The 24,989-nt window shown below is 61.9% G+C and carries 26 protein-coding genes; 8 read left to right on the top strand and 18 right to left on the bottom strand.

Annotation, left to right across the window (positions count from 1 at the left end):
- Window positions 1-104: 104 nt before the first annotated feature.
- On the top strand, window positions 105-998 hold the full coding sequence (locus tag ABWV42_RS12925; RefSeq protein WP_255105833.1) for a LysR family transcriptional regulator: 894 nt from the start codon (window positions 105-107) through the stop codon (window positions 996-998).
- A gap of 3 nt (window positions 999-1,001) precedes the next feature.
- Here ABWV42_RS12925 and ABWV42_RS12920 read toward each other — a convergent pair whose 3' ends face one another.
- From ABWV42_RS12920 to ABWV42_RS12900, 5 genes are read right to left on the bottom strand one after another with little or no spacing between them, the layout of a single operon-like run.
- Window positions 1,002-1,850, bottom strand: coding sequence for a DMT family transporter (locus ABWV42_RS12920; protein ID WP_353340504.1), 849 nt, complete (start codon window positions 1,848-1,850; stop codon window positions 1,002-1,004).
- Window positions 1,851-1,907: 57 nt separating this feature from the next.
- Complete coding sequence (locus ABWV42_RS12915; protein ID WP_353340503.1) at window positions 1,908-2,690, bottom strand: maleate cis-trans isomerase family protein; 783 nt, start codon at window positions 2,688-2,690, stop codon at window positions 1,908-1,910.
- Between the two features lie 9 nt (window positions 2,691-2,699).
- Window positions 2,700-3,860 (bottom strand): M24 family metallopeptidase, encoded by a 1,161-nt coding sequence (locus tag ABWV42_RS12910; RefSeq protein ID WP_353340502.1) that lies wholly within the window; start codon window positions 3,858-3,860, stop codon window positions 2,700-2,702.
- Window positions 3,853-5,046, bottom strand: coding sequence for a diaminopropionate ammonia-lyase (locus tag ABWV42_RS12905; protein ID WP_353340501.1), 1,194 nt, complete (start codon window positions 5,044-5,046; stop codon window positions 3,853-3,855). The genes ABWV42_RS12910 and ABWV42_RS12905 overlap by 8 nt, the downstream gene beginning before the upstream one ends.
- Window positions 5,047-5,051: 5 nt before the next feature.
- On the bottom strand, window positions 5,052-6,200 hold the full coding sequence (locus tag ABWV42_RS12900; RefSeq protein ID WP_353340500.1) for an amidohydrolase: 1,149 nt from the start codon (window positions 6,198-6,200) through the stop codon (window positions 5,052-5,054).
- Between the two features lie 114 nt (window positions 6,201-6,314).
- Between ABWV42_RS12900 and ABWV42_RS12895 the strand changes: the two genes are divergently transcribed.
- Together ABWV42_RS12895 and ABWV42_RS12890 are read left to right on the top strand one after the other, a co-directional pair.
- On the top strand, window positions 6,315-6,764 hold the full coding sequence (locus ABWV42_RS12895) for an Lrp/AsnC family transcriptional regulator (protein WP_255105819.1): 450 nt from the start codon (window positions 6,315-6,317) through the stop codon (window positions 6,762-6,764).
- Window positions 6,765-6,836: 72 nt separating this feature from the next.
- On the top strand, window positions 6,837-8,789 hold the full coding sequence (locus tag ABWV42_RS12890) for a sensor histidine kinase (RefSeq protein WP_353340499.1): 1,953 nt from the start codon (window positions 6,837-6,839) through the stop codon (window positions 8,787-8,789).
- On the opposite strand, the gene ABWV42_RS12885 is transcribed toward ABWV42_RS12890, so the two are convergent.
- The 11 genes from ABWV42_RS12885 to ABWV42_RS12835 form a co-directional block, all read right to left on the bottom strand.
- Window positions 8,786-10,132, bottom strand: a complete 1,347-nt coding sequence (locus ABWV42_RS12885) for a sigma-54-dependent transcriptional regulator (RefSeq protein WP_353340498.1) — start codon at window positions 10,130-10,132, stop codon at window positions 8,786-8,788. The two genes, ABWV42_RS12890 and ABWV42_RS12885, sit on opposite strands and share 4 nt — an antisense overlap.
- Window positions 10,133-10,140: 8 nt before the next feature.
- Window positions 10,141-10,266 (bottom strand): hypothetical protein, encoded by a 126-nt coding sequence (locus tag ABWV42_RS12880; RefSeq protein ID WP_353340497.1) that lies wholly within the window; start codon window positions 10,264-10,266, stop codon window positions 10,141-10,143.
- Entirely contained in the window at window positions 10,263-11,585 is a 1,323-nt protein-coding gene (locus ABWV42_RS12875; protein ID WP_353340496.1) for a c-type cytochrome, read from the bottom strand. The genes ABWV42_RS12880 and ABWV42_RS12875 overlap by 4 nt, the downstream gene beginning before the upstream one ends.
- Window positions 11,586-11,589: 4 nt before the next feature.
- Window positions 11,590-12,780, bottom strand: a complete 1,191-nt coding sequence (locus tag ABWV42_RS12870) for a formate dehydrogenase subunit gamma (protein ID WP_353340495.1) — start codon at window positions 12,778-12,780, stop codon at window positions 11,590-11,592.
- Between the two features lie 92 nt (window positions 12,781-12,872).
- The gene (fdh3B, locus tag ABWV42_RS12865) at window positions 12,873-13,466 is read right to left on the bottom strand and encodes a formate dehydrogenase FDH3 subunit beta (protein WP_255105806.1); all 594 of its coding nucleotides are present in this window, start codon (window positions 13,464-13,466) and stop codon (window positions 12,873-12,875) included.
- Window positions 13,467-13,478: 12 nt separating this feature from the next.
- Complete coding sequence (locus tag ABWV42_RS12860; RefSeq protein WP_353340494.1) at window positions 13,479-16,376, bottom strand: formate dehydrogenase subunit alpha; 2,898 nt, start codon at window positions 16,374-16,376, stop codon at window positions 13,479-13,481.
- A gap of 105 nt (window positions 16,377-16,481) precedes the next feature.
- Complete coding sequence (locus ABWV42_RS12855; RefSeq protein WP_255105802.1) at window positions 16,482-16,685, bottom strand: twin-arginine translocation pathway signal protein; 204 nt, start codon at window positions 16,683-16,685, stop codon at window positions 16,482-16,484.
- Between the two features lie 49 nt (window positions 16,686-16,734).
- Complete coding sequence (locus tag ABWV42_RS12850) at window positions 16,735-17,364, bottom strand: TorD/DmsD family molecular chaperone (protein ID WP_255105800.1); 630 nt, start codon at window positions 17,362-17,364, stop codon at window positions 16,735-16,737.
- The gene (locus ABWV42_RS12845) at window positions 17,361-17,975 is read right to left on the bottom strand and encodes a DUF3306 domain-containing protein (RefSeq protein WP_353340492.1); all 615 of its coding nucleotides are present in this window, start codon (window positions 17,973-17,975) and stop codon (window positions 17,361-17,363) included. Before ABWV42_RS12845 ends, ABWV42_RS12850 begins: the two co-directional genes overlap by 4 nt.
- Window positions 17,972-18,541: a DUF3305 domain-containing protein gene (locus ABWV42_RS12840; protein ID WP_502930964.1), complete on the bottom strand. Its 570-nt coding sequence runs from the start codon at window positions 18,539-18,541 to the stop codon at window positions 17,972-17,974. The genes ABWV42_RS12845 and ABWV42_RS12840 overlap by 4 nt, the downstream gene beginning before the upstream one ends.
- 161 nt (window positions 18,542-18,702) lie before the next feature.
- Window positions 18,703-18,987, bottom strand: coding sequence for a hypothetical protein (locus ABWV42_RS12835; protein ID WP_353340945.1), 285 nt, complete (start codon window positions 18,985-18,987; stop codon window positions 18,703-18,705).
- Between ABWV42_RS12835 and ABWV42_RS12830 the strand changes: the two genes are divergently transcribed.
- Complete coding sequence (locus ABWV42_RS12830; RefSeq protein ID WP_353340490.1) at window positions 18,875-20,824, top strand: 4Fe-4S binding protein; 1,950 nt, start codon at window positions 18,875-18,877, stop codon at window positions 20,822-20,824. The two genes, ABWV42_RS12835 and ABWV42_RS12830, sit on opposite strands and share 113 nt — an antisense overlap.
- Here the strand turns inward: ABWV42_RS12830 and ABWV42_RS12825 are convergent.
- On the bottom strand, window positions 20,818-21,516 hold the full coding sequence (locus ABWV42_RS12825; protein ID WP_353340488.1) for a hypothetical protein: 699 nt from the start codon (window positions 21,514-21,516) through the stop codon (window positions 20,818-20,820). The genes ABWV42_RS12830 and ABWV42_RS12825 overlap by 7 nt on opposite strands.
- A 115-nt stretch (window positions 21,517-21,631) precedes the next feature.
- Between ABWV42_RS12825 and ABWV42_RS12820 the strand changes: the two genes are divergently transcribed.
- The 4 genes from ABWV42_RS12820 to ABWV42_RS12805 are packed head-to-tail and all read left to right on the top strand — an operon-like array spanning window position 21,632 to window position 24,076.
- Entirely contained in the window at window positions 21,632-21,823 is a 192-nt protein-coding gene (locus tag ABWV42_RS12820) for a DUF6494 family protein (protein WP_255105791.1), read from the top strand.
- 5 nt (window positions 21,824-21,828) lie between these two features.
- Window positions 21,829-22,896, top strand: coding sequence for an iron-sulfur cluster carrier protein ApbC (gene apbC / locus ABWV42_RS12815; protein WP_353340487.1), 1,068 nt, complete (start codon window positions 21,829-21,831; stop codon window positions 22,894-22,896).
- Window positions 22,893-23,600 (top strand): biotin/lipoate--protein ligase family protein, encoded by a 708-nt coding sequence (locus tag ABWV42_RS12810; RefSeq protein WP_353340486.1) that lies wholly within the window; start codon window positions 22,893-22,895, stop codon window positions 23,598-23,600. Before apbC ends, ABWV42_RS12810 begins: the two co-directional genes overlap by 4 nt.
- Window positions 23,597-24,076: a DUF6505 family protein gene (locus ABWV42_RS12805; RefSeq protein WP_353340485.1), complete on the top strand. Its 480-nt coding sequence runs from the start codon at window positions 23,597-23,599 to the stop codon at window positions 24,074-24,076. The genes ABWV42_RS12810 and ABWV42_RS12805 overlap by 4 nt, the downstream gene beginning before the upstream one ends.
- Before the next feature lie 101 nt (window positions 24,077-24,177).
- On the opposite strand, the gene ABWV42_RS12800 is transcribed toward ABWV42_RS12805, so the two are convergent.
- Entirely contained in the window at window positions 24,178-24,945 is a 768-nt protein-coding gene (locus tag ABWV42_RS12800; RefSeq protein WP_353340484.1) for a COG3904 family protein, read from the bottom strand.
- Window positions 24,946-24,989 lie beyond the last annotated feature (44 nt).

Raw genomic sequence — 24,989 nt, 5'->3', positions numbered from 1 at the left:
CATTCGCAAGACTTTACAAAACATTCACACTCAAACCCGTGATTTTTCCGGTCTAGGGCAGTAAATTTTATGCCCATCACACAAATTCCTAATGGATCAATTCAATGCTTCGTGATTCGAATATCAACCTTGCCTGGCTCTCGGCTTTTGATGCCGCGGCACGGCACCTGAACTTTACCAAAGCCGCGGACGAGTTGGGCCTGACCCAAGGGGCAATTTCGATCCAGATCAGGAAGCTGGAAGAGGCGTTGAACGCGGCGCTGTTCGAGCGGCGGGGGCGGCACGTGGTTCTGACCGACGAAGGTCATGCCTATTTTCCGCATGTGAACGAGGCGCTGGATTCGCTGTCGACCACCACCACGCGGATGTTTTCGCGCCAGAGCCGCAACGTGGTGACGATCCGTTGTTATTCGCCGACCTTCGCCGACCACTGGATCGCGCCGCGCCTGCCGGCGCTGATGGCGGATATTCCGGAACTCGAAGTGAACCTGATCATCGACTATCAGGCCAGCAGCCGCCAGGCAGAGCGGGATGATATCGTGATCGCCTACGAGGCGGCGAAGTCCTCGACCTTCGTGCCGCTGGCGCGAGAGACGCTGATCGCGGCCTGCACACCAGCCTATCGTGATGAGGTGGGTGAGGACTGGGGGCAAGGCGTGTTGATCGAAAGCGCAGGCCCACGGGTCAGCTGGCCCGCGTGGCGAGCGTCGACACGCTATGCCGGCGCCCTTGATGGACGGGTGATCCAGGCAAACTCCATGGGCTCGACACTCCAGCTGACCCGGATGGGGATCGGGGTTGGCCTTGTCGCGCTACCCTTTGCCAACGCGGCGCTTGCGGCGGGTGAACTGGTCGAGATCGTCCCCAAGAAACGGCTGATCGGCAAGACGCACGGGTTGTCGACCGTTCGCCTTGAAAAATCGCGCCCTCTGAACAAGCGCGTGGCGCGGTGGTTGCTGCGCGACAGCGGGATCGACGTGCCCTCGTATCTGACCTGATGATCAGCGCAGGCGCGCGATGCCGAAGGCGATGCCGCCAAGGATCATACCGGCCGCCAAAAGCGCGTGAAGCGTTATGGCTTCGCCCAAGAATACCGCGCCCAGCGCCAGTGCGATGGCGGGGACGGAAAGTTGGGCAAGGCCCGCGACGGTCGTGCCGAGGTTGGGAAGCACGCTGTACCACAGCGCATAGCCCAAGCCCGAAGCGATTGCGCCAGAGGCAATGGCCAAAAGGATGCCGTGTTGGGACACAGGCTCGCCCGTGCCAAGGGCCAGCCATGCAAGGGCCATCACCGGCAGGCTGTAGGCAAAGTTCCACGCGGTTGCCTGCAGGGGATCGGACACGCCGCGCCCGATCAGCGAATACGCCCCCCACCCCAGAGCTGCGAGGGACATAAGGGCAAAGGCGGAGCCGGACAGGGTGATCTCGTCCGAGGGCCAGACGAGATAGGCCAGACCGCCAAGTGAAATCAGCACACCAAGCCAGCGGTTTACCGGCGGGCGTTCGCCTGCTTTCAGGGCGCCTGCGAACATGGTGATCTGCACGCCACCAAAGAGGATCAGTGCACCAAGGCCCGCGTCCATCGACACGTAGGCAAAGGAAAAGCCAAGCATATAGGCGGACAGACCGGCCACGGCGGGCAGGTTCAAGGCCATGGGCTTTGGCAGGGTCTTGTCCCGCAGGGCAAGCAGGATCAGCAGCGTAAGGACCCCTGCCCCGACACGGATCAGGGAAAAGGCCGACGGCCCCATGCCGCCATCCAGCAAGGCGGCGCGGTTCAGCAGGGAATTTGCGGAAAAGGCCACCATCACCACGGCGGTCAATAGCCCGATGCCCTTCAGTTTCGCCATGCCCTGCCCTCCTGTTGCCGTGGCACAGTGGGCCGCGCCCCCGGCAAGTGCAAGGACCTAGCGGTTTCGTGATGCCATGAGATCGGCGCGGGTCTTGGTGAACAGCTGGCCGAACCCCTGCAAGTCATCATCAACACCTGCAAGGCGCAGGCAGGCCCAGAACTGTGCCTGATTGGAGGTGATGACCGGCTTGCCCGCGGCCTGTTCAATCTCTTCGATCACCTCAAGCGAGCGGATACCGGTGCAGGACAGGAAAATCGCCTCGGCGTCAGGCTGGTCGATCTCAAGCGCAAAGGCCTTCCAATAGGCGGGCGTGACCCGTCCGAATTCAATGCCGGTGGAGAGGTTGAGGCCCTGAATGTCGAGCACGTCAAAGCCCCTGTCCTGAAGAAACAGGGCTTCGGCCTCGTTGATTTCATCAAGATAGGGCGTGCCGACAACGATCTTCTTGGCACCCAGCGTGCGCAACGCGTCCTGAACCCCAGTCACAACGGTCATTGGCGTCGTCCACGGGGCACCTTCGCGGATGGCCTCGAACACGCGGTCTTCGCCATTCACGATCGAGCCGCTGGTGCAGCTGTAGCTGATGACATCGGGGCGGGCATCGGGCTGAAGGCGGGCGGCGGCGTCGGCCATGGTGTCGATATGGCGGGCCAGCGTTTCCTTGGTGGTGTGGTCCTCGGTCAGCAGGCGGGTAATATGCACGCCCACGCCCGGCGGGGCCATGCGAAAGACATCGTCCTCGAAGGCAAGGTCGGTCGACATCAGGATGAACCCAAGGCGTGCGCGGTGGTGGCGACCCTTGTCCATCTCGGGGGTGCGGGGTTTGGAGCGGAACATGTGGTTTCCTCAAATCACCGGCAGGTCAGGTGCGGCGCGGGTGGTCAGCAGATGCGCACCATCTGCCCGCACGACGATGTTTTCCTCGTGCACCATGATACGACCATCGCCATAGCCAAGCGAGGGTTCCAGCGTGAGCACCATGTTTTCCTCGATCACCGTCTCGTCAAAGGCGGCGTGCGAGGGCCATTCGGTGAGTTGCATTCCGAGGCCGTGGCCAAGGCGGCCCACGTCGCCGCCCTGATCGTCCATTTCGCGGATCACGGTCTGCATGGCGTTGAACAGATCACGGCAGGTGGCGCCGGGACGGGCGGCGGCAAGGCCGGCTTCGGTGGCGCGCCACAGGACATCATAGGCGCGACGGGACAGGTCATCGGCAGAGCCAATCGCGAAGTTGCGGTCAAAATCGCAGTAGTAACCGTCCCATGTGGCGCCGGTGTCCAGCATCAGGATGTCACCCTTTTGCAGCGGTCGGGCCGTTGGCGGAGAGATCACATCGTCATACCCCCCCGGTGCCGCGCCCCCGACAAGGTAGGGCACATCATCTACACCCTGTGCCAGCGCCTCGCGGCGGAAGGTGCGGAAGGCCGTGTCGAAGGGCATGCCTTCATGGATGATCTCGGGCACGCGGGCAAAAGTGGCCGAGCCAAGGGCGCAGATATGGGCGAGCTTTTCGATCTCGGCTTCGGATTTCACCATGCGCAGGGCGCGGACAAGGCCCGTGCAATCCGCGACGTTCAGGCCGGGAAGGTTGGCCATCAGGCGCTCATAGTCGCCAAGCGGCATGCGCATATGGGTTTCGTGACCCTTGAGCATGCCGATGGTGTCGCCTTGCAAGGGTGACAGGAGGTCAGTGAGAAGCGAGATGCCGTCATCCTCTGGCGCGGGCGCGCTCCAGGTGCGGATGTCGGTGATCCACGTCCGCCGCATGAGGGCCGCGCCGATTTCGGGGATCACGGCGATGGGTTTGCCGCTTGCGGGCAGGAACAGGAACCACGGGCGCGTCGGGCTTTGCCAGAACAGCGTTTGAAAGCCCGTGAAATAGCGCACTTCGGGCTCCGTGGTCAGCAACAGTCCGGCCAACCCTTGTTCTGCCATCAGCGCCTGTGCCCTGGCGGTGCGGGCGGCAAATTCAGCTTCGGGAAAACCGCGTGCGGGGGTGTCAGGCATGTTCGACCTCGGCCATGATCTGGGCAAAGATCTCGGGATCGGTGACCCCTTCGGAGCCGATCAGGAGCACGCGGGAGGTGGCATCGAGGCCCAGTTCGGCAGAGAGGCTGGCGTTCTGGCGGGCGGCGATCAAGGCCGCGAGCCCCGCGACGGCGCTTTCCCCGGCTTCCAGCGCACCATCGCCATAGGGGGCATGGGCCAGCATACGCACCGTGGGGGCGACGATGCTGTCGGGGATGGTGAGGTAGTTGGAGGCTTCATCCTCAAGGATTTCCCAAGCCATTGGCGAGGGTTCCCCGCAGGAGAGGCCCGCCATGATGGTTTCCTCGGCAATCTGTACATCCCGCATCTCCCCGGCCTTTGCGCTGGCGTAAAGGCAGGCGGCCAGTTCAGGTTCAACCACGACCACGCGGGGGGCATCCGCGCCCCAGTATTGGCGCAGGCCCGCAGCCACAGAGGCCGCCAGACCGCCGACGCCACCTTGCAGGAAGACATGGGTCGGGGCCTGATCCATGGCTTCGCAAGCCTCGCGGGTCATCACGCCATAGCCTGCCATCACGTCGCGTGGAGGCTCGCTGTAGCCCTCCCAGGAGGTGTCGGACACCACGAACCAGCCGTTGGCTTCGGCCTCATCCCGCGCGAGGGCAACCGAGGCGTCGTAGTCGCCGTCAATCCGGATGACCTCGGCCCCAAGATCGCGCATGGCCTTTGCGCGGCCTTCGCTGACTTCGGCGTGGATGTAGATGCGACAGGGCGCTCCGAAACGCTGGCATCCCCAGGCGAGAGACCGTCCGTGGTTGCCATCGGTTGCCGACACCAAGGTGATCCCTGCACAGGTCTCGGCATGGTGTCCGGCGCGGATGTCGGCAAGGGATACCTCTTTGCCCAGCGTCTCGGAGACCTGACGCTGGAGAACCCGTAGCGCGGCGTAAGCACCGCCAAGCGCCTTGAAGCTGCCGAGGCCGAACCGCGGGCCTTCGTGTTTGTAAAGGATGGCCCCCACGCCGATTTCGCGGGCAAGACCGTCGAGCGATGCCAGGGGCGACGGGGCATACCCCTGCCACGAGGTGATTTCCTGCCAGGAGCGGGCGAAATCATCCGACGACAGGACACGTTGCGCCGCATCACCGCCCTTCGGCGTCGTGGCAACATGGTCGATATGAGCGGTTTGGAATGCGGGGTGCATGATGCTCAGCCTTTCTTGTCAGTTGGCAGGCGGTCGCGCACGAGCGCGGCCCAAAACGCCGCCCCGAGGGGCAAGAGCGCGTCGTTGAAATCATAGTCGTCAGAGTGCAGCGGCCGCCCCTGCGGCCCGTCGGTGCCGTTGCCCATCAAGAGGAAACAGCCGGGCACGGCGGCGCTGAACTGGCCGAAGTCCTCGGAAAAGCTCATCGGAGGGCGGTCGGCGATGGTGTCGTGGCCAAGCGCGGTGCCGACGCGGGCGACGGCCTCGACCGGAGCGGTGGCGTTCATGGATTCCACGAATTCGGTAACGAAACTCACCTCAACCGTCACACCGTGCGCTGCGGCAATGCCCGAAGTGATCTGGCGCATGAAGGTTTCGACCTGCGCGCGATCCTCGGGAGATCGCGCCCGCACGTCCCCCTTGAGGACCGCCTGCCCCGGCAGCACGTTGCGCTGGCCGTTGGTCAGAAACTCGGTGATCGAGACCACCACGCCAGCGCCGGGTGCGAGCTTGCGGGACACGATGGTTTGCAGGGCCTGCACCATTTCCGCGCCGACGGTGATCGCATCGACCCCGACCTGCGGCATGGAGGAATGCCCCCCCTGCCCCGTGATCGTGATCTCGAACAGGCTTTCGCTGCTGCAGATCAGGCCGGGACGGGTGGAAATCTGGCCCACGGGCGCGCCCGGCAGGTTGTGGATGGCGTAGACCTCTTCCACGGGGAAGCGTTCGAGCACACCTTCGTCGATCATCGCCTTGGCGCCGTGGCCGGTTTCCTCGTCGGGTTGGAACAGAAAGACCACCGTGCCGTCAAAATCCCGCGTCGCGGCGAGGTCTGCCGCAGCGCCAAGAAGCATGGTGGTGTGGCCGTCGTGGCCGCAGGCGTGCATGACGCCGGTGTTCTGCGAGACGTAGTCATGGGTGCTTTGCTCGGTGATTGGCAAGGCATCCATGTCGGCGCGAAGGCCGATGGCGCGATTGCCGGTGCCGGCGCGCAGGATGCCGACAACACCTGCGCCCTCGTGAACCTCGAGCCCCAGATCGCGCAGGAAACCGGCAACAAAGGTCTTGGTGCGCGCTTCCTGCATCCCAAGTTCGGGATGGCGGTGCAGATCATGCCTGATCTCGACAAGGTGCGTGTGGCTTTGGGGCATGGGGTCTCCTTTCCGGCTTAAGGTACGGCAAGCACCGTCGGATGGTGCGCGAATATCGCGCGAGGTGCGAGAAATTTGATTGCAAATTCTGTCGATGGCGACGATTTTCCGAGCATGGATGACAAAGACCTCGAAATTCTTCGCCTTGTTCAGGGCAATGCCCGCCTGACCGCCGATGTGATCAGCCAGGAGGTCCACCTGTCGCCTGCGGCCGTTCAGAAGCGGTTGAAAAGGCTGCGCGAAAGCGGCGTGATCGAAAAGGAAATCGCGGTCCTGTCGCCCGGTGCCCTTGGGCGGGAAATGACCATCATCGTCGAGGTCATTCTGGAACGGGAAAGCCGTGCACATCTGGACGCCTTCAAGCGCAAGATGCGGCAGGCTCCGGAAGTGCAGCAGTGCTACTATACCACTGGCGAGGCAGATTTCGTGATGATCCTCGCGGTGGAAAATATCAAGGAATACGAGGCCTTTACCCAACGCCATTTCTTTGATGAATCCAACGTCAGCCGATTTACCACCGCTGTCGTGATGGATCGGGTCAAAGTCTCGCTGGATGTGCTGTGACGCCAGAATTGCAATATGGCGGCCCCTTCCCTACACTCTTCCCATGTGCCCGAAAGCAAAAGGATTTCCCGCGTGAAGTCGGTCCGCCTCCGTCTCTTGACGCTGGCGCTTTTGCCGCTCGTGGTGTTGATGCCGCTTCTGCTGTTGCTGGGCATGAGCCGCTGGACCGCGGACTATGACAAGATCCTGATCGCCAATGTTCAAAGTGATCTGCGGATTGCAGAACAATACCTGTTTCGCATCCTCGCGCGGACCGGTGCAAACGTGGAAGGAGTAGCGGATTCCGCCGAGTTCCTTGGACAGCTCGAGTTCGGACACGAGCGGGTCGACACCTATCTGATGGAGAAGAAAAAGGCGCTTGAGCTGGATTTTCTCTATTACCTGCCCGTCGAAGAAACCCGTGCTCTTGCCAGCAGATGGCCCGTGATTGACGCGGCATCTACAGGCATCCTCTCGACCGAAATCGATATTTTCTCTGGCGAAGACCTGACGGCGTTGTCGGATGATCTTGCCCAGCGTGCCAGCGTTCCCCTGATCGAAACCGTGGCGGCCGTTCCGACGCGGCGCACGGTCGAGGATCGCGGCATGGTGGTTCATACCGCAAGCCCCGTGGGCCTTGGGGATCAGCGCGGGGTGCTGGTGGGTGGTATCCTGTTGAACCGCAACCTTGATTTCATCGATACCATCAACGCGCTGGTCTATCTGAACGCCACCACAGGCGGCGAGCGTCAGGGCACCGCGACCCTTTTCCTTGAGGATGTGCGCGTTTCGACCAATGTGCGCCTGTTCGAGGACGTGCGCGCCCTTGGCACCCGCGTTTCAGCGGCGGTGCGCCACGAGGTGCTGACCGAAGGCAAGACCTGGCTGGATCGCGCCTTTGTGGTGAATGACTGGTATATTTCGGGCTACTTGCCCCTGTCCGACAGTTTCGGAAACCGCGTGGGCATGTTGTATGTCGGGTTTCTCGAAGCACCGTTCAATGCGGCCAAACGGGCCGCCTATATCACCATGCTCGCGGCCTTCCTTGTGCTTCTTGGATTGTCGGGTCCGATCTTCCTGCGCATGGCCAAGGGGATTTTCTCGCCGCTGGAACGGATGATCCAGACCATGACACGGGTCGAGCGCGGCGACCTCGCTGCCCGCAACGGCAATGTCGGGTCGAACAATGAAATCGGTCAGGTTGCTCGACATCTGGATACCCTGCTGGATCAGGTACAGGAGCGCGATCAGGCGCTGCGATCCTGGGCCGGTGAATTGAACACGCGGGTTGAACAGCGCACCGCGCAGCTCAAGGAAGCCAACCAGAAGCTGGAAGATACCTTCAAACAGCTGGTGATGTCGGAAAAGCTGGCGTCGATCGGGGAAATCACCGCCGGCGTGGCCCATGAGATCAACAATCCCGTCGCGGTTATTCAGGGCAACGTGGACGTGATCCGCCAGACGCTGGATCAACGCAGTGACGACGTTGCAACGGAACTTGCCCTGATTGATCAGCAGGTCCAGCGGATCGAAGCGATTGTCGGCAAATTGCTTCAGTTCGCGCGACCAACCGAGTTTGGCACGTTTGAGGAAAGCATCGATATTGCGATGGTCACCGAGGATTGTCTGGTGCTGGTCGACCACGTTCTGTCCAAGACCAATATCGCGGTTGAGCGGTCGTTTTCAGATGCGCCGCTGGTGCGCATCAATCCCGGCGAATTGCAGCAGGTGATCGTGAATATCATCGTCAACGCCGCCCATGCGATGGGCGAGGACGGCACCCTGACGGTTGCGATCGGAACCGAGACCCGCGAGGGGATCGAGGGCGCCTGCCTGCGTGTGGCCGACACCGGCCCGGGCATTCCCGGTGATTTGCTGGACACGGTGTTTGATCCGTTCTTCACCACCAAGCTTGCCGAAGGCACCGGACTGGGCCTGTCGATCAGCCAGACGCTGATCCAGCGTTATGGCGGGCTGATCAGCGCCACCAACCGCGATGCGGGTGGCGCCGAATTCTCGGTCTGGCTACCGGCAGAGCAGGTCTAAACCCCCCACGAGGCGCATTTGCGGTCGATTGTCTTGCGCGACACGCCGAGACGACGGGCCGCTTCGGCGCGGTTGCCGTCGCATTCATCAAGGATGTGCATGATGTGGCGTTGTACCACGAGATCAAGGTTCTCCATCGCCTGCACGCCGGTGATCTGGCCACTGCCCGAGAACTTGTCAGGAACGGCCCCGAGGATGACGGAGCGTTCGATCAGGTTGCGCAATTCGCGCACGTTGCCGGGCCAGTCATAGCGCGAGAACTTGAGAAGGGTTTCCTCGTCCAGTTCCAGTGCGGGCAGGCCAAGGGTTGTGGCGAACTGCTGGATGAACAGCGCCGCCAGTTCGACGATATCCTCGGACCGGTCTCGCAGTGGTGGCATGTCGATCGTCACCACGTTGATCCTGTGATAGAGATCGGCGCGGAAGCTTCCTTCCTCGACCGCTTTTTCAAGATCGGCGTTGGTGGCGAACAGAAAGCGCAGGTTGAGAGGGATATCACGTTCCGCCCCGACAGGACGCACGCGTTGATCTTCAAGCACCCGCAGCAGCGCCGCCTGTACCTGATCGGGCATCTGCACCACTTCATCAAGGAACAGGGTGCCCCCTTCCGCGTGCAGGAAAAGGCCATCGCGGCGACGGTCCTGCTCGTCGATCACGCCAAAGAGTTCCTGCGCCATGCGATCCGGTGAAATGGCCGCGCAGTTGACGGCGACAAAGGGTTTTTCCGCGCGATCAGACAGGGAATGCAGGGTGCGGGCCGCCACCTCCTTGCCGGTGCCCGTCGCGCCAGTGAAGAGGACGGGTGTCGGCAGCGGGGCCAGACGTTTCAGCATGTCGCGGGCGTCGCAGATGGCTGCGGAGTTGCCCAGAAGCCGACCACGGGCAACATTGGCCTCGGCCGAGAGTTCGTGTTTGAGAAGATAGTTCTCGCGCCGCAGGTTCTGGCGATCCAGCGCGCGGGCCACGGCATTCAGGATCTGGTTGGCGCGGAACGGCTTGAGGACGAAATCCGCCACGCCCGTGCGCAGGGCCTTGATCGCGGTTTCAAGGTCGGCATAGGCCGTGATCAGGATGGTATCGGAGTAAAGCCCCACCTGATTTTGCTCGCGAATCCAGTCAAGCCCGGTCTTGCCCGGCATGATATTGTCGAGGATCACCAGATCGAAATAGGCACGGTCCAGAATGGCCGAGGCTTCGGCAGCGGAGGCCGCCTGTTCGACGCGTTTGCAGCGTGGCGACAGGATTTTGGTCAGGAAGTTGCGCATCCCCGGTTCGTCGTCGATCACGAGAACCGAAGCATTGGCAAGGCTTTCGCCGTATTCATCCTGTTGTGGTCTTTGCATGTTCATCCTTAGTCAAGCCGCACCGCATCGCCGGAATTGACATCCGCCGAGGCAAAGCCCGCGCGCTCGAGCGCGAAGTTTGCTGCTACCGCAATTAGAATGATCGCAACGAAACCGGTCAACATGGCTTTCATGGTTTTTGTTCCTTGAGGTGAGTGTAGGATTTGAGAAAGGCGATCAGGTCAAGCCGATCCCGGGCTGACCTGATCCTTTGCATCGGCATCTTGGAGCCCGGGATATAGTGATCCGGCCCAAGGTCGAAGAGCTGGTCAATGGTGTCATCCGACCAGATGATTTCGGACCCCCGCAGGATCGGGGAATAGGCATAGCCCGGCACGGTACCGGCGCGGCGGCCAAACAGGGCATGCAGGGTTGGACCGGCCTTGCGCGAGGCACCGGGTTCCAGCGCGTGGCAGATGGAACATTTGCGCATGAACTGGCGTTCGCCATTCGGCATGGTCTCGGGGGCTTGCAGAAAGCTGCGATCCTGCCCCATCTGGGGGGCAAAACGATCCATGAGCGCCACGGGCCAGCCATAGACCACATCGTCAAGGCCGCCGGCAAAGACGGTTTCGCCATCCTGCGAGAAGGCCAGCGCCCAGACCGGGCCACGGCGGGTCGCGCGGAAATCGCGGGTGATGGCGCGGGTCTTGGTATCGACCATCATGATGAACCCATGCCCGTCGCCCACCGCCAGCTGGTTGCTTGCCGCGTGATGGGCCATGGCAAGGATTGGCCTGCGATCAAGGGTGAGATCGGCAAGTGTTGCGCCGGTAAAGGGGGCAACGATGCGTGTGCCGCCGTCCACCGCGCCATAGGCTAGCCACTCGCCTTCGGCGTCCACCACGAGCGCATTCACCCCGAAGCCGTGTTTGACGATGGCGCGGGATTGGCCGGTGGCAATGTCCCAGAGGCGGATCGAGCCGTCGCTGGAGGCCGAGAACAGGCCCTCTTTGGCAAAGGCCACGGCATTGATACCTGCGGTATGTCCTTTGAGTACCGGACCTTCGTCAAAGACGGTCTGGCCTTGTGCGTCAGTCCTGACAAAGCGAAGGGCGATGCTGCCATCCCAGCTTGCCGTGGCGATGAGACCGCGCTTGGCATCATAGGCGATGTCGGCCACCTTGCCCTTGTGTTCGACAATGGTTTGATGGGCGCCCGTGTCGAGATGCCAGGCGATGACCTGAAAATCATCGCCACCCGTCAGCAAGAGATCGCGGCCGGCGAAGGTAACGTCGATGACCGCCGCATCGTGACCTTCAAGCCAGAGCGGGGTTCTGTCGGTCCACAGGCCAACCGAATTGTCAAAACTGGCGCTTGCCACCTGCCCCGTCGGAGCGACGTCCAGCCCCATGACCGGACCACCGTGGCCCTTCAAAGTGGTAAACTCCTGCGCCGCAAGCGGGGCGGCGCAGGAGAGACAACAGAGGGTCATGAAGATCAGGCGCTTCATGGGATCACTCGGCGGGTGTAGCCTCTTTGGGCGCTGAGGCGTCGGCCTCTTTCATCTCGTCCAGCCAGATCGAATGGTGCTGGTGCGCCCATGCCTCGTCAACCTCGCCAGAACCCATGGCGTCATAGGCCCCTTCCATCCCGACCGAGCCGATGTAGATATGGGCGAGGATAATCGCCATCAGGACAAAGGCCATGATCGCGTGCCAGCCCTGCGCGAACTGCATCTCCTCTTGCGGGGAGAGTTCGGTCGGGAGCTGTTCAAGCCCGATCAGGCCGGGAATGCCCATGTCGTTCAGAACCGTGAAGGTCTTGGCAAACAGCGGCAGTTCATAGGGGAACAGCAGCGAGACACCGGAGACGGCAATCGAGCCGCCAAAGACGATCACCGACCAGAAGATCACCTTTTGACCCGCGTTAAACTTTTTCGCGGGCGGGTGGGCCTTGCCGATGATGCCCCCGAATTGGCGCAGCCAGACCAGATCGGTGCGGTTGGGAATGTTGTGTACGACCCACATCACGAAGATCATCACGAGGCCTGCGATAAAGGCCCAGGCCACGTTGTTGTGCACCCATTTGGAGACTTCCAGAAGGGTGGCATTGGCCTCCTTGCCGAAAAAGGGCGCGATAAAGATGCGGCCGAACAGGATGAGGAGCCCCGTAAGGCCAAGCAGGATAAAGGAACCGGCCAGAAGCCAGTGGCCGAAACGCTCAAAGGCTTTGAAGCGGGTGACCGTGCGCCCTGTCATCGGCTCGTCGATCATGATCTTGCCGCGCAGCAGGTAGAAGACAAGCAGCGCCGCCAGCGTTCCGACGAGGAACCAGCCGCCGTAGGTGCGCAGCGGGCCGTCGCGCCACGCCAACCACTTCATGCCGCCGTCCTGCATCAGGACAGACGCCACCTCGCCGCCCGAGGACACCTTGACCTCGGCAGAGCCATAACGCACCGCGCGCCAGACTTCGGGATCGGACAGGCCTCCGAGCGTGCCAAGCTGGTTCATTGCGCCAGCCGCGCGTCCCGGATCGCCCACATCATCCCGCCGGAAGCTGTCGTCGATGGACTGCCCCTGCTGGCGTGCGAGGATATCTTCAAGGGTTTGCGCCCCACCGGTGGCGCTGCGATCCGGGGTCTCTTGGGCCTGGGCCATGATGCCCAGAGACAGAGACAAAATGAGTGCGAGTGCCACGCGAAGCATGGGCCACCTCCTTGTTTTTCAAGACGATCGAGGAACCGGTCGCCGGGGCGGCCCATTGCAGGCCGCCCCGGATTTGTGTTGCAAGACCGGGATCAGCCGCCCTTCTGGTCGTAGGCGGTACCCCAACCCCAGGCGCCGGAGCCGAAGCCACGGGCCACGACACGCTCGCGGTAGATGGCCGAAACCACGTCACCGTCACCTGCCAGGAGGGCCTTGGTCGAGCACATCTCGGCGCAGATCGGCAGTTTGCCTTCCGCGATCCGGTTGCGACCGTACTTGGAGAACTCTGCGTTCGAGTGGGTCTCCTCGGGGCCGCCGGCACAGAAGGTACATTTGTCCATCTTGCCACGGCTGCCGAAGTTGCCCGCCTGCGGGTATTGCGGTGCCCCGAAGGGGCACGCGTAGAAGCAATAACCACAGCCGATGCAGAGATCCTTGGAGTGCAGAACCACGCCTTCTTCGTTCTGGTAGAAACAGTCTACCGGACAGACGGCCATACATGGCGCATCGGAGCAGTGCATGCAGGCCACCGAGATCGACCGTTCGCCGGGTTTACCATCGTTGATGGTAACAACACGGCGGCGGTTGATCCCCCAGGGAACCTCGTGCTCGTTCTTACACGCGGTCACGCAGGCGTTGCACTCGATGCAGCGTTCGGCATCACAGAGGAACTTTGCTCTTGCCATTCTCTTGTCTCCTTATGCTGCTGAGATCTTGCAGAGAGTCGTCTTCGTCTCCTGCATCTGGGTTACCGAGTCATAGCCATAGGTCTGGGCGGTGTTCGAGCTTTCGCCGAGCACATAGGGGTCGGCACCTTCGGGATACTTCTCCCGCAGGTCGGCCCCCTGGAAATGACCGCCGAAGTGGAAGGGCATGAAGGCGACGCCCTCACCCACCCGCTCGGTGACCAGTGCCATGACCTTGACCTTGCCGCCTTCCGGACCTTCGACCCAGACCTGCGCCCCGTCCCGAACACCAAGATTGTTGGCGTCGCGCGGGTTGATCTCGACGAACATGTCCTGTTGAAGCTCTGCCAGCCAGGGGTTCGAACGGGTCTCCTCGCCGCCACCTTCGTATTCGACCAGACGGCCGGAGGTGAGGACGATGGGATAGTCCTTGGAGAAATCGTTCTTCTGGATCGAGGCATAAAGCGTCGGCAGACGATAGGCCTGACGGTCTTCATAGGTCGGATAGTCCGCAACCAGATCGCGCCGCGGGGTATAGAGCGGCTCGCGGTGCAGCGGCACCGGATCGGGGAAGGTCCAAACCACGGCGCGGGCCTTGGCGTTGCCGAAGGGCGCACACTCGTGCTTGATCGCGACCCGCTGGATACCGCCGGAGAGGTCGGTTTTCCAGTTGGTCTTGGGACCGGCCACCGCGTCGATGCTGGCGCGTTCCTCATCCGTCAGGTCCGCATCCCATCCGAGATCCATCAGCATCTGCATGGTGAATTCCGGATAGCCGTCCTGGATTTCCGAATTCGCCGAGTAGACGCCTTCGGCCAGAAGGTTGTCGCCATCACGTTCAACGCCAAAACGGGCGCGGAAGGTCAGGCCGCCTTCGGAGACAGGTTTGGACATGTCATAGAGGTTCGGCGTGCCCGGGTGCTTCATATCCGCAGTGCCCCAGCACGGCCACGGCAGACCATAGTAGTCTCCGTCAGCGGGCCCACCGATGGCGCGCAGCGTCGTGCGGTCAAAGGTGTGCTGGTTGGCCATGTGCAGCTTCAGACGTTCCGGGCTCTGACCGGTATAGCCGATGGTCCACAGACCCTTGTTGAACTCGCGGGTGACGCTCTCGATGTTCGGGGTGTTCTCGTCTTCCATCTCGATGTTGCGGAAGAAACGATCTGCCCAGCCGAACTTGTTCGCGAACATGCCCATGATTTCATGGTCTGTCTTGGATTCGAACAGCGGTTCGACAACCTGATCCCGCCACTGGAACGACCGGTTCGAGGCCGTGACAGAACCACGGGTTTCGAACTGGGTACAGGCCGGCAGCAGGTAGCAGCCATCGGTGCGGTCATGCAGAACGGCCGAGACGGTGGGATACGGGTCGACCACGACCAGCATGTCCAGCTTCTCCATCGCCGTTTTCATTTCCGGACCACGGGTCTGCGAATTCGGGGCATGGCCCCAAAGCACCATCGCGCGCACGTTGTTGGGCTGATCCATGTTGTCCTTGTCTTCAAGAACACCATCAATCCAGCGCGACACCGGAATACCGCGCAGGTTTTGCAGCGATTTTTCCTTGCCGTCCTTGCCGACAAGCGTGTCGAACTGGGCGTTCAGCCACTCGCCGTCTTCTTCCCAGACACGTGCCCAGTGTGCCCATGCGCCCTTGGACAGGCCATAGTAGCCCGGCAGGGTATGGGACAGAACACCAAGGTCGGTTGCGCCCTGAACGTTGTCGTGGCCACGGAAGATGTTGGTACCACCGCCCGAGGTGCCCATGTTGCCAAGGGCCAGTTGCAGGATGCAGTAGGCACGGGTGTTGTTGTTGCCGTTGGTGTGCTGCGTGCCGCCCATACACCAGATCACGGTGCCGGGGCGGTTGTTGGCCATGGTACGGGCCACGCGCTTGAGCTGCGATCCCGGGGTGCCGGTGACACGCTCGACTTCTTCGGGGTTCCACTTGGCCACTTCCTCGCGGATCTGGTCCATGCCCCAGACACGGGTGCGGATGAACTCTTTGTCTTCCCAACCGTTTTCGAAGATGTGCCACAGGATACCCCAGACCAGCGCAACGTCGGTACCGGGACGGAACCGGACGTATTCATCGGCGTGTGCCGCGGTACGGGTGAAACGCGGATCGCAGACAATCAGCGGCGCGTTGTTCTGTTCCTTGGCCTTCAGGACGTGCAACAGCGAGACGGGGTGCGCCTCGGCTGGGTTGCCGCCGATGATGAAGATGGCCTTGGAGTTGTGGATGTCGTTGTAGGAGTTCGTCATCGCGCCATAGCCCCAGGTGTTGGCAACACCTGCAACCGTGGTCGAGTGACAGATCCTGGCCTGGTGATCCACGTTGTTCGTACCCCAGTAGGCGGCGAACTTGCGGAACAGGTAGGCCTGTTCGTTGTTATGCTTGGCCGAACCGAGCCAGTAGACGCTGTCAGGTCCGCTCTCGTCGCGGATCTTCATCATGCCGTCGCCGATCTCGTTGATCGCCTGTTCCCAGCTGATGCGCTTCCACTCACCACCCTCTTTCTTCATAGGGTACTTGAGGCGGCGTTCACCATGCGCGTGTTCACGCACCGAGGCGCCCTTGGCGCAATGCGCACCGAGGTTGAACGGGCTGTCCCAACCGGGTTCCTGCCCGATCCAGACGCCGTTTTGCACTTCGGCAACAACGGTACAGCCCACCGAACAGTGGGTGCAGACCGATTTGATGGTTTCGACAGTGCCAGACGCGGCGGCCGCGGCGGCATTGGCTTGCGTCACCGTTCCTCCGGTGGCGCTGATCGCGGCAAGGCCCCCAATGGCCAGACCGCTGCCCCGCAGGAATGCGCGGCGGTCGACAGATTTCTCTGCGACGTCAGACAGGATACTTGTCCGCTGGGGGCGTCTCGCTACCCCGTTGGTCTTTTTCCTAAGCATTTAAACCTCCCTTGCTGTCCCCTTCGGGAACCTAGCTGGGTTAACGAAAACCTCGGGCAGTCGGGCCAATCGCAACCAGTCGCCCTTGGCAGAAAACACCGTCCGTCAGAAACGGGCGCTGTCGAAATACGCACGGGTGTGCGCTGTATCCTGCATCTTTTCCAAGGACAGGTCCGGCTCTGCGGCCTCGGCCGCACCTCCGGTGGTCGCAACAGCCACTGCGGCAACAGGGGCGGTGGTCGCGGCCAGTTTCAGAAAATCTCGGCGGCCCTGATCTGCGATCCGGGTCTCCTCGGCTTTCTTGGTCATGAGAGTCCTCCTCTCTGGTTGATGGCGGTTGCCCGCCGGTGAATGCGGCTCACTCCGCGATCATTCGAAAGCCCTCGGCTTCGATCTCCATGAACAGGCGGCCCATCTGGCCTACCGGTGCAAAAAAGACCGAGGTCTTGGCGGCTTCCAAATCCGAAAAGAAATGCCCGGCCCATGGGGCGATGTGCCGGTTGAAGAAGGTTTTCTGGTCTTCAAGCGTGGCAGGCGTGCCAAAGCGCCCGACGATCAGCGCGGCCATCATCTCCATCAGCGAAGCGATGTTGTCTTCTGGTTCGTAGACGTTTTCCGCGCGGCTGAGGCCACGGGCGGCCATGTCACGACGCAGGGTGGCGAGGGGCTTCTCGTTCAGGAACCCCGTCATGTAATAGGACGCATAGGGCAGCAGTTCGCCGCGACCCAGCCCGATGAAAAGCTGGTTGAACTCGCGTTCAACCGTCTTGGGCGCGACCACTCGGGCCACGCGGGTCAGGGATGTGATCGCCTGCCCCAATTCCGTGTCGTTGCCTTCCAGACCGGCAACCATGTCGAGCGAGAGTTGGTCGGCCGGACGGGCAAGGATCATGCCAAGGAAGTTATAAAGATCGGCACGCATGCGATCTTCGGGGGAAATCGGCGGGGCGGCGGTTTCAGGTGCTGTCATCATCTGTTCCTGCATCATGCGGTGGCGTCCTCTTGGAAGGAAAAGCGCATACGGCGCGGGATGGGTTGGGTGGCCTGCTCTGGGAGGTCTTCGTAGACGTCCGCCGCGGCAGGGGTGGGTGTCGGTGCGGGCTGGCGTTCGGCAAAGACGGTCTCGGGCACCTCTTCGACGGCGTCGGGTGCGTCGGGCTCCGGTGTCTCCGGTACTGCCTCACCTTCCTCTTCCGCAGCCGCCTGACGGGCCATTTCGAGCACGTGTTCCGTCATGCCCTTACCAACCTGATAGGCGGTCTGGAGGTTCTCGATCACGCAGGAGGCGTCGGTAAAATCCTCGCCGTAATCGACAAGGCCATCGACATTGGCCAGAACGGGATTGGTCAGCCAGAGACGCCGCAAAGCGCGGGTACGGATGCGTTGCGGCACGGTTTTCGACAGGAAAACGGTGAAGTCATCGCCTTGGCCCAGATCATCGGGATCGGGCAGATCAAGATCGGCCAGGATTTCCGCATCGCTCTTGTCTTCCAGCGCCGCATCACGCTCGGCTTCGGCGCGTTCCTCGGCAAGACGGGCCTCAGCGGCCTGTTCTGCTTCGACGGCAGCCTTGCGACGTGACCAGAAATCCCCGCTCATTGCAGCCGCTCCTTCTTGGCCTGAACCGGCGAACGGTAGACATCAGCCATCTGCGCGATGCGCGGGTCGCCAATGCCGTCTTCGACAAGGGTGATGTCCTTCTTGTCGCGGCGGCGTTTCTTGAAAACCTCTTCCTTGTGATGCAGCGCAACGAAGGCGTGGACCCAGGATGCAATGGCCGCCGGCATCGCGATTTTCTCGATCACCTCTTCGCCGCTGTCGGCATAGTCCTGCGCCTCGTAGGGCGAGGCAGTGACGAGAACGATGTCGAAGGGACGGGCCTCATCTTCGGTTTCGCGCATCACGACGTAGAGACAGGGTACCTGCGCAGTGAGGCCGTGAAGATAGGCTTCGGTCTCGTCTGCGTAGAGTTCGAGCGACGGGGTTGCGGCGTGGAAATCGGTGACTTCGGCTTCGCTGCGGAGTTCTGCCCAGTCGGCATCCCCGGCGCCGGGCAGAACATCGACACAGCGCCAGGACCACTTGGCCCAGCGGGTCACGCCAGGGCTTCGGCGCAATACGACGCCGAGCGGCATTGCCGCGTATTTCTCGGATTCGATGATCACGCCTCCCAAAGTCCTCTCGTGATGCTCTCACTCAAAGGTGCCGTAGGGACATGGCTGGGCAAAGGGTCTTGAGCGGGTTTTCAACGCTTCGGGACAAATTGGGCAGACCGGAGGGGAGCGGGGTGTGTCAGGGGACGAAATGTCCAATCCGACTAATTTTATCAGAAAGCCGACATGGGCATTTTTACGCGAATCATCGGCTTTGATTCGGCGATTCCAAGCACGGGAAGACGACAGAAAACTGGTTTACGACCCGCGGGAATCATGCCTAGTTGAAGAGGGAAATCCAGCCAGAAATCGCCGAATATCCGGCAAAAACCAGCGAGGAAAAACATGCCTAAGACATTGATTTTGTGTGATTGTTCAGGATCACAAACCATCGATGCGGCGGGTCTTGAGGCCACGACCGGACTGGCATGCTCAAAGTTGTATACCGGGCTTTGCACCAGCGAAGTTCAGGCCGCCGCCGAGGCGATTTCCACGGGTGAGGCAATTATTTGCTGCGGGCAGGAAGAGGCGTTTTTCACCGCCCTTGCAGACGAGATAGACGCCCCCGCACCGGCACTTCTTGACCTGCGTGATCGGGCCGGATGGTCGGCTGACGCGGCCCCGAAACTACCCAAAATGGCCGCGCTTGTGGCCGAGGCCAGCCTGCCGCAGGGGGCGGCCAAGACGGTCGACGTGATGTCCGAGGGGATCTGCCTGATCCTCGGTTCCGAAGAGGTGGCGATTGCAGCGGCGGAAAAGCTCAAGGACCTGCTGACCGTGACGGTTCTTCTGGACACCCCGCCGGAACAGGTGACGTCGCGGGCCTATGATGTCGTTGTCGGCAATCTCAGGTCAGCGCGCGGGTCGCTTGGACAGTTCGAGGTCCGGATTGATGCGCTGCGTCAGGGCATTCCCGGAGGGCGCGGTGCCATGCAGTTCACGGACCCGCGCGATGGCGGCCTGTCCCAATGCGATCTGATCCTTGATTTGCGCGGCGAAACCCCTCTGTTTCCCGCGCCAGAGAAGCGCGAAGGCTATGTCCTGGCTGATCCGGGCAGCATCCCTGCAGTCGCGGATACCATTCTCGAGGCCTCGCAGCTTGTCGGAACGTTCGAAAAGCCCCTGTACGTCAAGGCGGAACCCCTGCTTTGCGCCCATTCGCGGGCCAGCCAAACCGGGTGCAGCCGGTGTCTGGACGCCTGCCCGACGGGAGCGATCACACCCAATGGCGATCACGTCAGCATTGATCCGATGATCTGTGCGGGCTGCGGTGCCTGTTCTTCGCTCTGTCCGTCCGGCGCGATCAGCTATGACGCCCCTGCCCCCGACATCCTGTTCCGCCGCGTTCAGACACTTGCCAAGGTCTATCTCGAAGCGGGTGGCAGCCAGCCGCGCCTTCTGGTGGTTGATGATCACGGCAGCGAAATGATCCGCCTGTCCGCGCGTTTTGGCGATGGCCTGCCCGCTAATGTCATTCCGCTTGAGGTGGACGCCCTGAACACCTTCGGACACGCCGAGATGGTTGCGGCCCTTGCCGCCGGCTTTGCGGATGTGTCTGTCCTCCTCGCGCCCAAGACCGACCGCGAGGTCATGCAGGCGCAGGCCGATCTGGCGGGGGCGCTTGCTGGGTCGAGCATCGCCCTGATCGACACGATGGACCCGGACGCGCTGTCAGGAATGCTGTTTGAAGGCACGGACAACCAGCCGATCGCCGTACCGGTGCGCCCGATGGGGACCCGCAGGCAGGTGACCCGCACCGCGACCAAGGCGCTTAATCCGGATCAGGCGCTGATTGCCCTGCCCGAGGGCGCGCCCTATGGCGCGGTTCTCGTGGATACCGACAGTTGCACCTTGTGCCTGTCATGCATTTCGCTCTGCCCGTCCGGCGCGCTTGGCGACAATCCGGACCTGCCGCAACTGCGTTTTCAGGAAGATGCCTGTCTGCAATGCGGGTTGTGCGCGAATGTCTGTCCCGAGGACGCCATCACCTATGAGCCGCGCATGAACCTCGAGAATACCGCGCTGGAACAGGTGGTTCTGAACGAGGAAGAGCCTTTCGCCTGTGTCGAGTGCGGCACCCTGTTCGGGGTCAAATCAACCATCGACAAGATCACCGAAAAGCTCGCGGGCAATCACGGTATGTTCCAGAATCCCGAAGCCATCCGCATGATCCAGATGTGCGATGACTGTCGGGTGAATGCCCAATTCCATTCGAAAAACAACCCCTTCGCCGCAGGGGATCGGCCTGCACCACGCACCACCGAAGACTATCTCAGCAAGCGCCGGGATCATTGATGTTGCAGGGGGGCACCAAGGTTGGCGGGCTCAAGCAGCGCCACGTAGGACAGGATCGCTTCGAGGTCTTCGAGGGTCATCTCTATCGGCACGATCGGGGATGGTCTGTCGTCGGCAAAGGGGGGCGTGATTTCGGCAACCTGCGTGAAGGAAGGGTGAGGGTTGAGGGCGTAGAACGCCGTGAACCTCTCGTCCCAATCCGACAGCGTACGCAGGGCAAAAAACGACGGTGTGGAGCCGATGGCGTTCATCCGGTTGGCATCGCTCACCACGTGGCAGCGGCCGCACATTTGCAGGGAAAGCACCTGTCCGGCCTCGGCGTCTCCGTCAAAGGACACCGTGGCGACAACCTGCGCCTCGGCCTTTGGCAGGGTGAAGGGCGACGTGCCATCAACGGTGAAAGACGTGATCGTGCGCTGGCCCACGTCCGAGCGCAGCCAATCGACAAAGCGGCGTGCGCCCGTGTGGTCGGGATTGTCCAGACGCACCGCCCAGTTTCGCCCCAATCCGTTGAACACCGGCGTGCCTTCGGTTCCGAGAGAAACCGCAGAGGTTTCGCCCGGTTCCACCAGTTCGATACGCACCTGGGTCTTGAGAGAGAAGCGCGGCAGCAGGTATTTCAGCACCCCGCTTTCGACCAGACCGGCCGGAGCGGACAGGCGAAATTGCCGTTCATTTGCAGACACTTGCATCGCGAAGGTGACGCAAAGAGCGGCAGCAAAAAACCATATATTCAGAAGGGCGCGCATGGAAAATGGTAAAAACACACGGCCCGTTTCGTCAACAACTCAAAAAGGAGAGGCTCGGATGAGCGATGATTTCAACATGTCGATGCGCAAGTTTCTGAAGCAGGTTGGGGTCACCTCCCAGCAGGCGATTGAAGAGGCCATGCGCGGCGCGGAGACCGCTGGAAAAGAGTTCACCGCCAAGGCCGTCATCACGATTGACGGGCTGGACATGGAGCATGTGGTGACCGGCACGATCAAGGGACAGGAGTGACGAAGGTGGCAGCAACGCGAGAAGCGGTTCTTGAGGTTCTGAAAGGGATCGCCGATTTGTCGGGCAGCGGGGATATCGTGTCGAACGGTGTCATGCGGGCCTTGAACGTCGACGGCGGCACGGTGCGGTTCGTGCTTGAGATCGACCCCGCCAAGGCAGAAGGTTACGCGGCGATCCAGGCGGCGGCCGAAACGGCCCTTCGCGAGTTGGATGGCGTGGAGGAGGTCTCGATCGTGATGACCGGCCACAGCGCCCAGCCGGCCCCACCCGACCTGAAGATGGGGGCGCGGCCCAAACCGCAGGGCCCCGAGAAAATCCCCGGTGTTGCCAAAATCATCGCGATTGCCAGTGGCAAGGGCGGCGTCGGCAAATCGACCGTTTCGGCCAACCTCGCCTGTGCGCTGGCGGCAGAGGGCAAGCGGGTTGGCTTGCTGGATGCGGATGTCTATGGGCCAAGCCAGCCGCGGATGCTGGGCGTGTCGGGGCGTCCGTCGAGCCCGGATGGCAAAACCATCCTGCCGATGCGCAACCACGGGGTCACGATGATGTCGATTGGCCTGATGACCAACGATGATCAGGCGGTGGTCTGGCGCGGGCCGATGCTGATGGGGGCCTTGCAGCAGATGATGATGCAGGTGCAATGGGGGGCGCTTGACGTCTTGTTGGTGGACCTGCCGCCGGGCACGGGGGACGTGCAGATGACACTGGCCCAGAAGGCCGAGGTGGATGGCGCCATCGTGGTCTCGACCCCGCAGGATGTGGCGCTGATTGATGCCCGCAAGGGGATCGACATGTTCCGCCAGCTGAACGTGCCGATCCTTGGCATGATCGAGAACATGTCGACCCATATCTGTTCGAACTGCGGGCATGAAGAGCATGTATTCGGGCATGGCGGCGTGGCCTCGGAAGCGGAAAAAATGGAGGTTCCGCTGCTTGCGGAAATCCCGCTACACCTTAAAATTCGCATGGCCGCAGATGGCGGCGCGCCCATAGTGGTCTCGGAACCGGACAGTGCCCAGGCGGCGGGATTCCGTGAAGTGGCCCAAGGGCTTATTGCGAAGGGACAGGTATGAACGAGGTGATTTTTCCACCATTGATGGCGGGCCACGAGGTGTCGGGATCGGACGATCCGTTCCAGACGGCCTGCATGAAGGCGGCGCTTGGCTGTGATGCCGGGATGGTGGTTTATGCCTTGGGCAGCGACACGCTGCGCGCGGCGTTGGTGTTTGCGCCGGAAGTGCCGTTGCAGGACGCGATGGCCATGCTGCCGACCTGCGGGGTGGGCTTTCAGAACGCGCTTGGGGCGCTTGCGCCGCCAGAGGTGGCGGTCCACCTTGAATGGGGGGGTGGCCTGCGGGTCAACGGGGCGCGGTGCGGGCGCTTGCGGGTGGCGGCGTCGACGGGGGTGACAGATGAGGTTCCCGACTGGCTGGTTGTGGGGCTTGAGCTGCCGCTCTGGCCGGCCAGCGACGATCCGGGGACGACACCGGATGACACCGCGCTTTATGCCGAGGGCTGTGCCGATGTCGAGGCCCCTGCCCTGTTGGAAAGCTGGGCGCGGCATACGCTGAACTGGATCACCCGCTGGGAGGACGAAGGCGTGAAACCCTTACATGCCGAATGGCGCGGGTTGGCGCATGGCATGGGCGAAGAGATCGAGATCATGGGCAAGGCGGGCACCTTTCTTGGGGTCGATGAACGCTTTGGCATGCTGCTGCGACAGGACGAAGATACCACTTTGATTTCATTGACAGAACTTCTGGAGGACGGGCGATGAAGCTGGCACGGGCCATTCATTTTGACGAGAGCGACAGCCGTGTTTTCGCGGTATCGGCCCGCACCGGCGAGTGGTGCATCTCGGGCGGCTTTGAGTTCTCGAACTGGAGCGAGGCGGACCTCAGCGGCAAGGCCCGTCAGGCCTTTGCCAACGGCTGGTTCGGGCTCGAGACCTCGGGGCGCGTGACCTTTGTTGCCGTGACCGAGATAGAACCCTTTGAAGTCAACACCTTGACCGACCTTCTGGCGCAACATTTCGTGGACTACTATGGCGCGCCAAGCCTTGAGGCCGCGCGTCCCGTGGCGGCGGAAGAGATTTCCCAGATGGCAGACCTGTGCGACGAGCACGAGGCCAATACCCTGCTGACCGTGGCACGTGAGCTGTCGGATGCCGGTGTGCGCGAGGCCTATCGCGTGATCCAGCCGCAGGATGCAGGGCTGGAACAGTTCGCCGTGCATGGCTCTTTGGACGAATAGGTTAACGCCAAAACGCCTGTCGGTGTCACGTCGGTATTACGTCGGTATTGCGGAGGTGCGGTGACCGACGGGCGGTCAAACGTTAAGACCCTGCGGGACGGTCATTCAGGATCACTCAAGACCCCCGCCGCCTGCATCTCCTGCCGAGTGGGGTGCCACATCTTGTCGGGCGGGGTTTCGTAGATCCGGCGGACAAAGGCCGGGTCGATGCCACGGGCAATCAGATAGGCCTGATCCTTGGCTTCCTGTTCGGCGACATTCAGGGTTTCGACGCGCATGTCGTGGTCGAAACGGTAGCTGTGAAAGCCAATCACCGCATCCGGTGCGGCAGAGCGGTGGGTGCCACCGGCGAGGACCATCGTGCAGGCAGACAGGCAGCGTTCGGGCACGTGGGTGTCGCGCTGTTCGGCCTCGATCACCGTTGCGATCACCCGCGCGGCGATGACATGCCCGCCCCCGCTATTGAGCCAGACCGGCAGGGCGGGATGGTCGGCAAGGGCCGTGCGTAATTGGGACAGGGTGCGATAGTCGATCTGGCCCGTGATCAGGAGGTGATCGTCGTGGGCTTCGACGCGGACGCGGGTGTCGTGCGGCGTGAGATCGACAGCCGGCTTTTCAAGCCACAGCCCCGGCAGTGTGACCAGCAGCAGGGCCAGCACGATCGTGATCGAGCCATAGCCAAGCCACGCCAGCCCCATGTGGTTGTCACGCGCGTGCCTGTCGCCGAACCGGAAGGCCCCGATGACTTGCCAAAACGCCAATAGACCAAGCGCTCCTGTGACGGCCACCGCATACAGCAGGCCAAGATGGTGGGACAGCAGGGTTGCGGCCAGAGAGAGGCCAATGGTGTTGCACAGCAGGGCAAGCATGCCCTGCCTGCCCTTGAAGTGTGCTTGCAGCCACCCTTTCACCG

This window comes from Pelagimonas sp. KU-00592-HH, assembly GCF_040369695.1.
Classification (GTDB): Bacteria; Pseudomonadota; Alphaproteobacteria; order Rhodobacterales; family Rhodobacteraceae; genus Shimia.
This window is presented reverse-complemented; position numbering and strand designations above follow the sequence as displayed.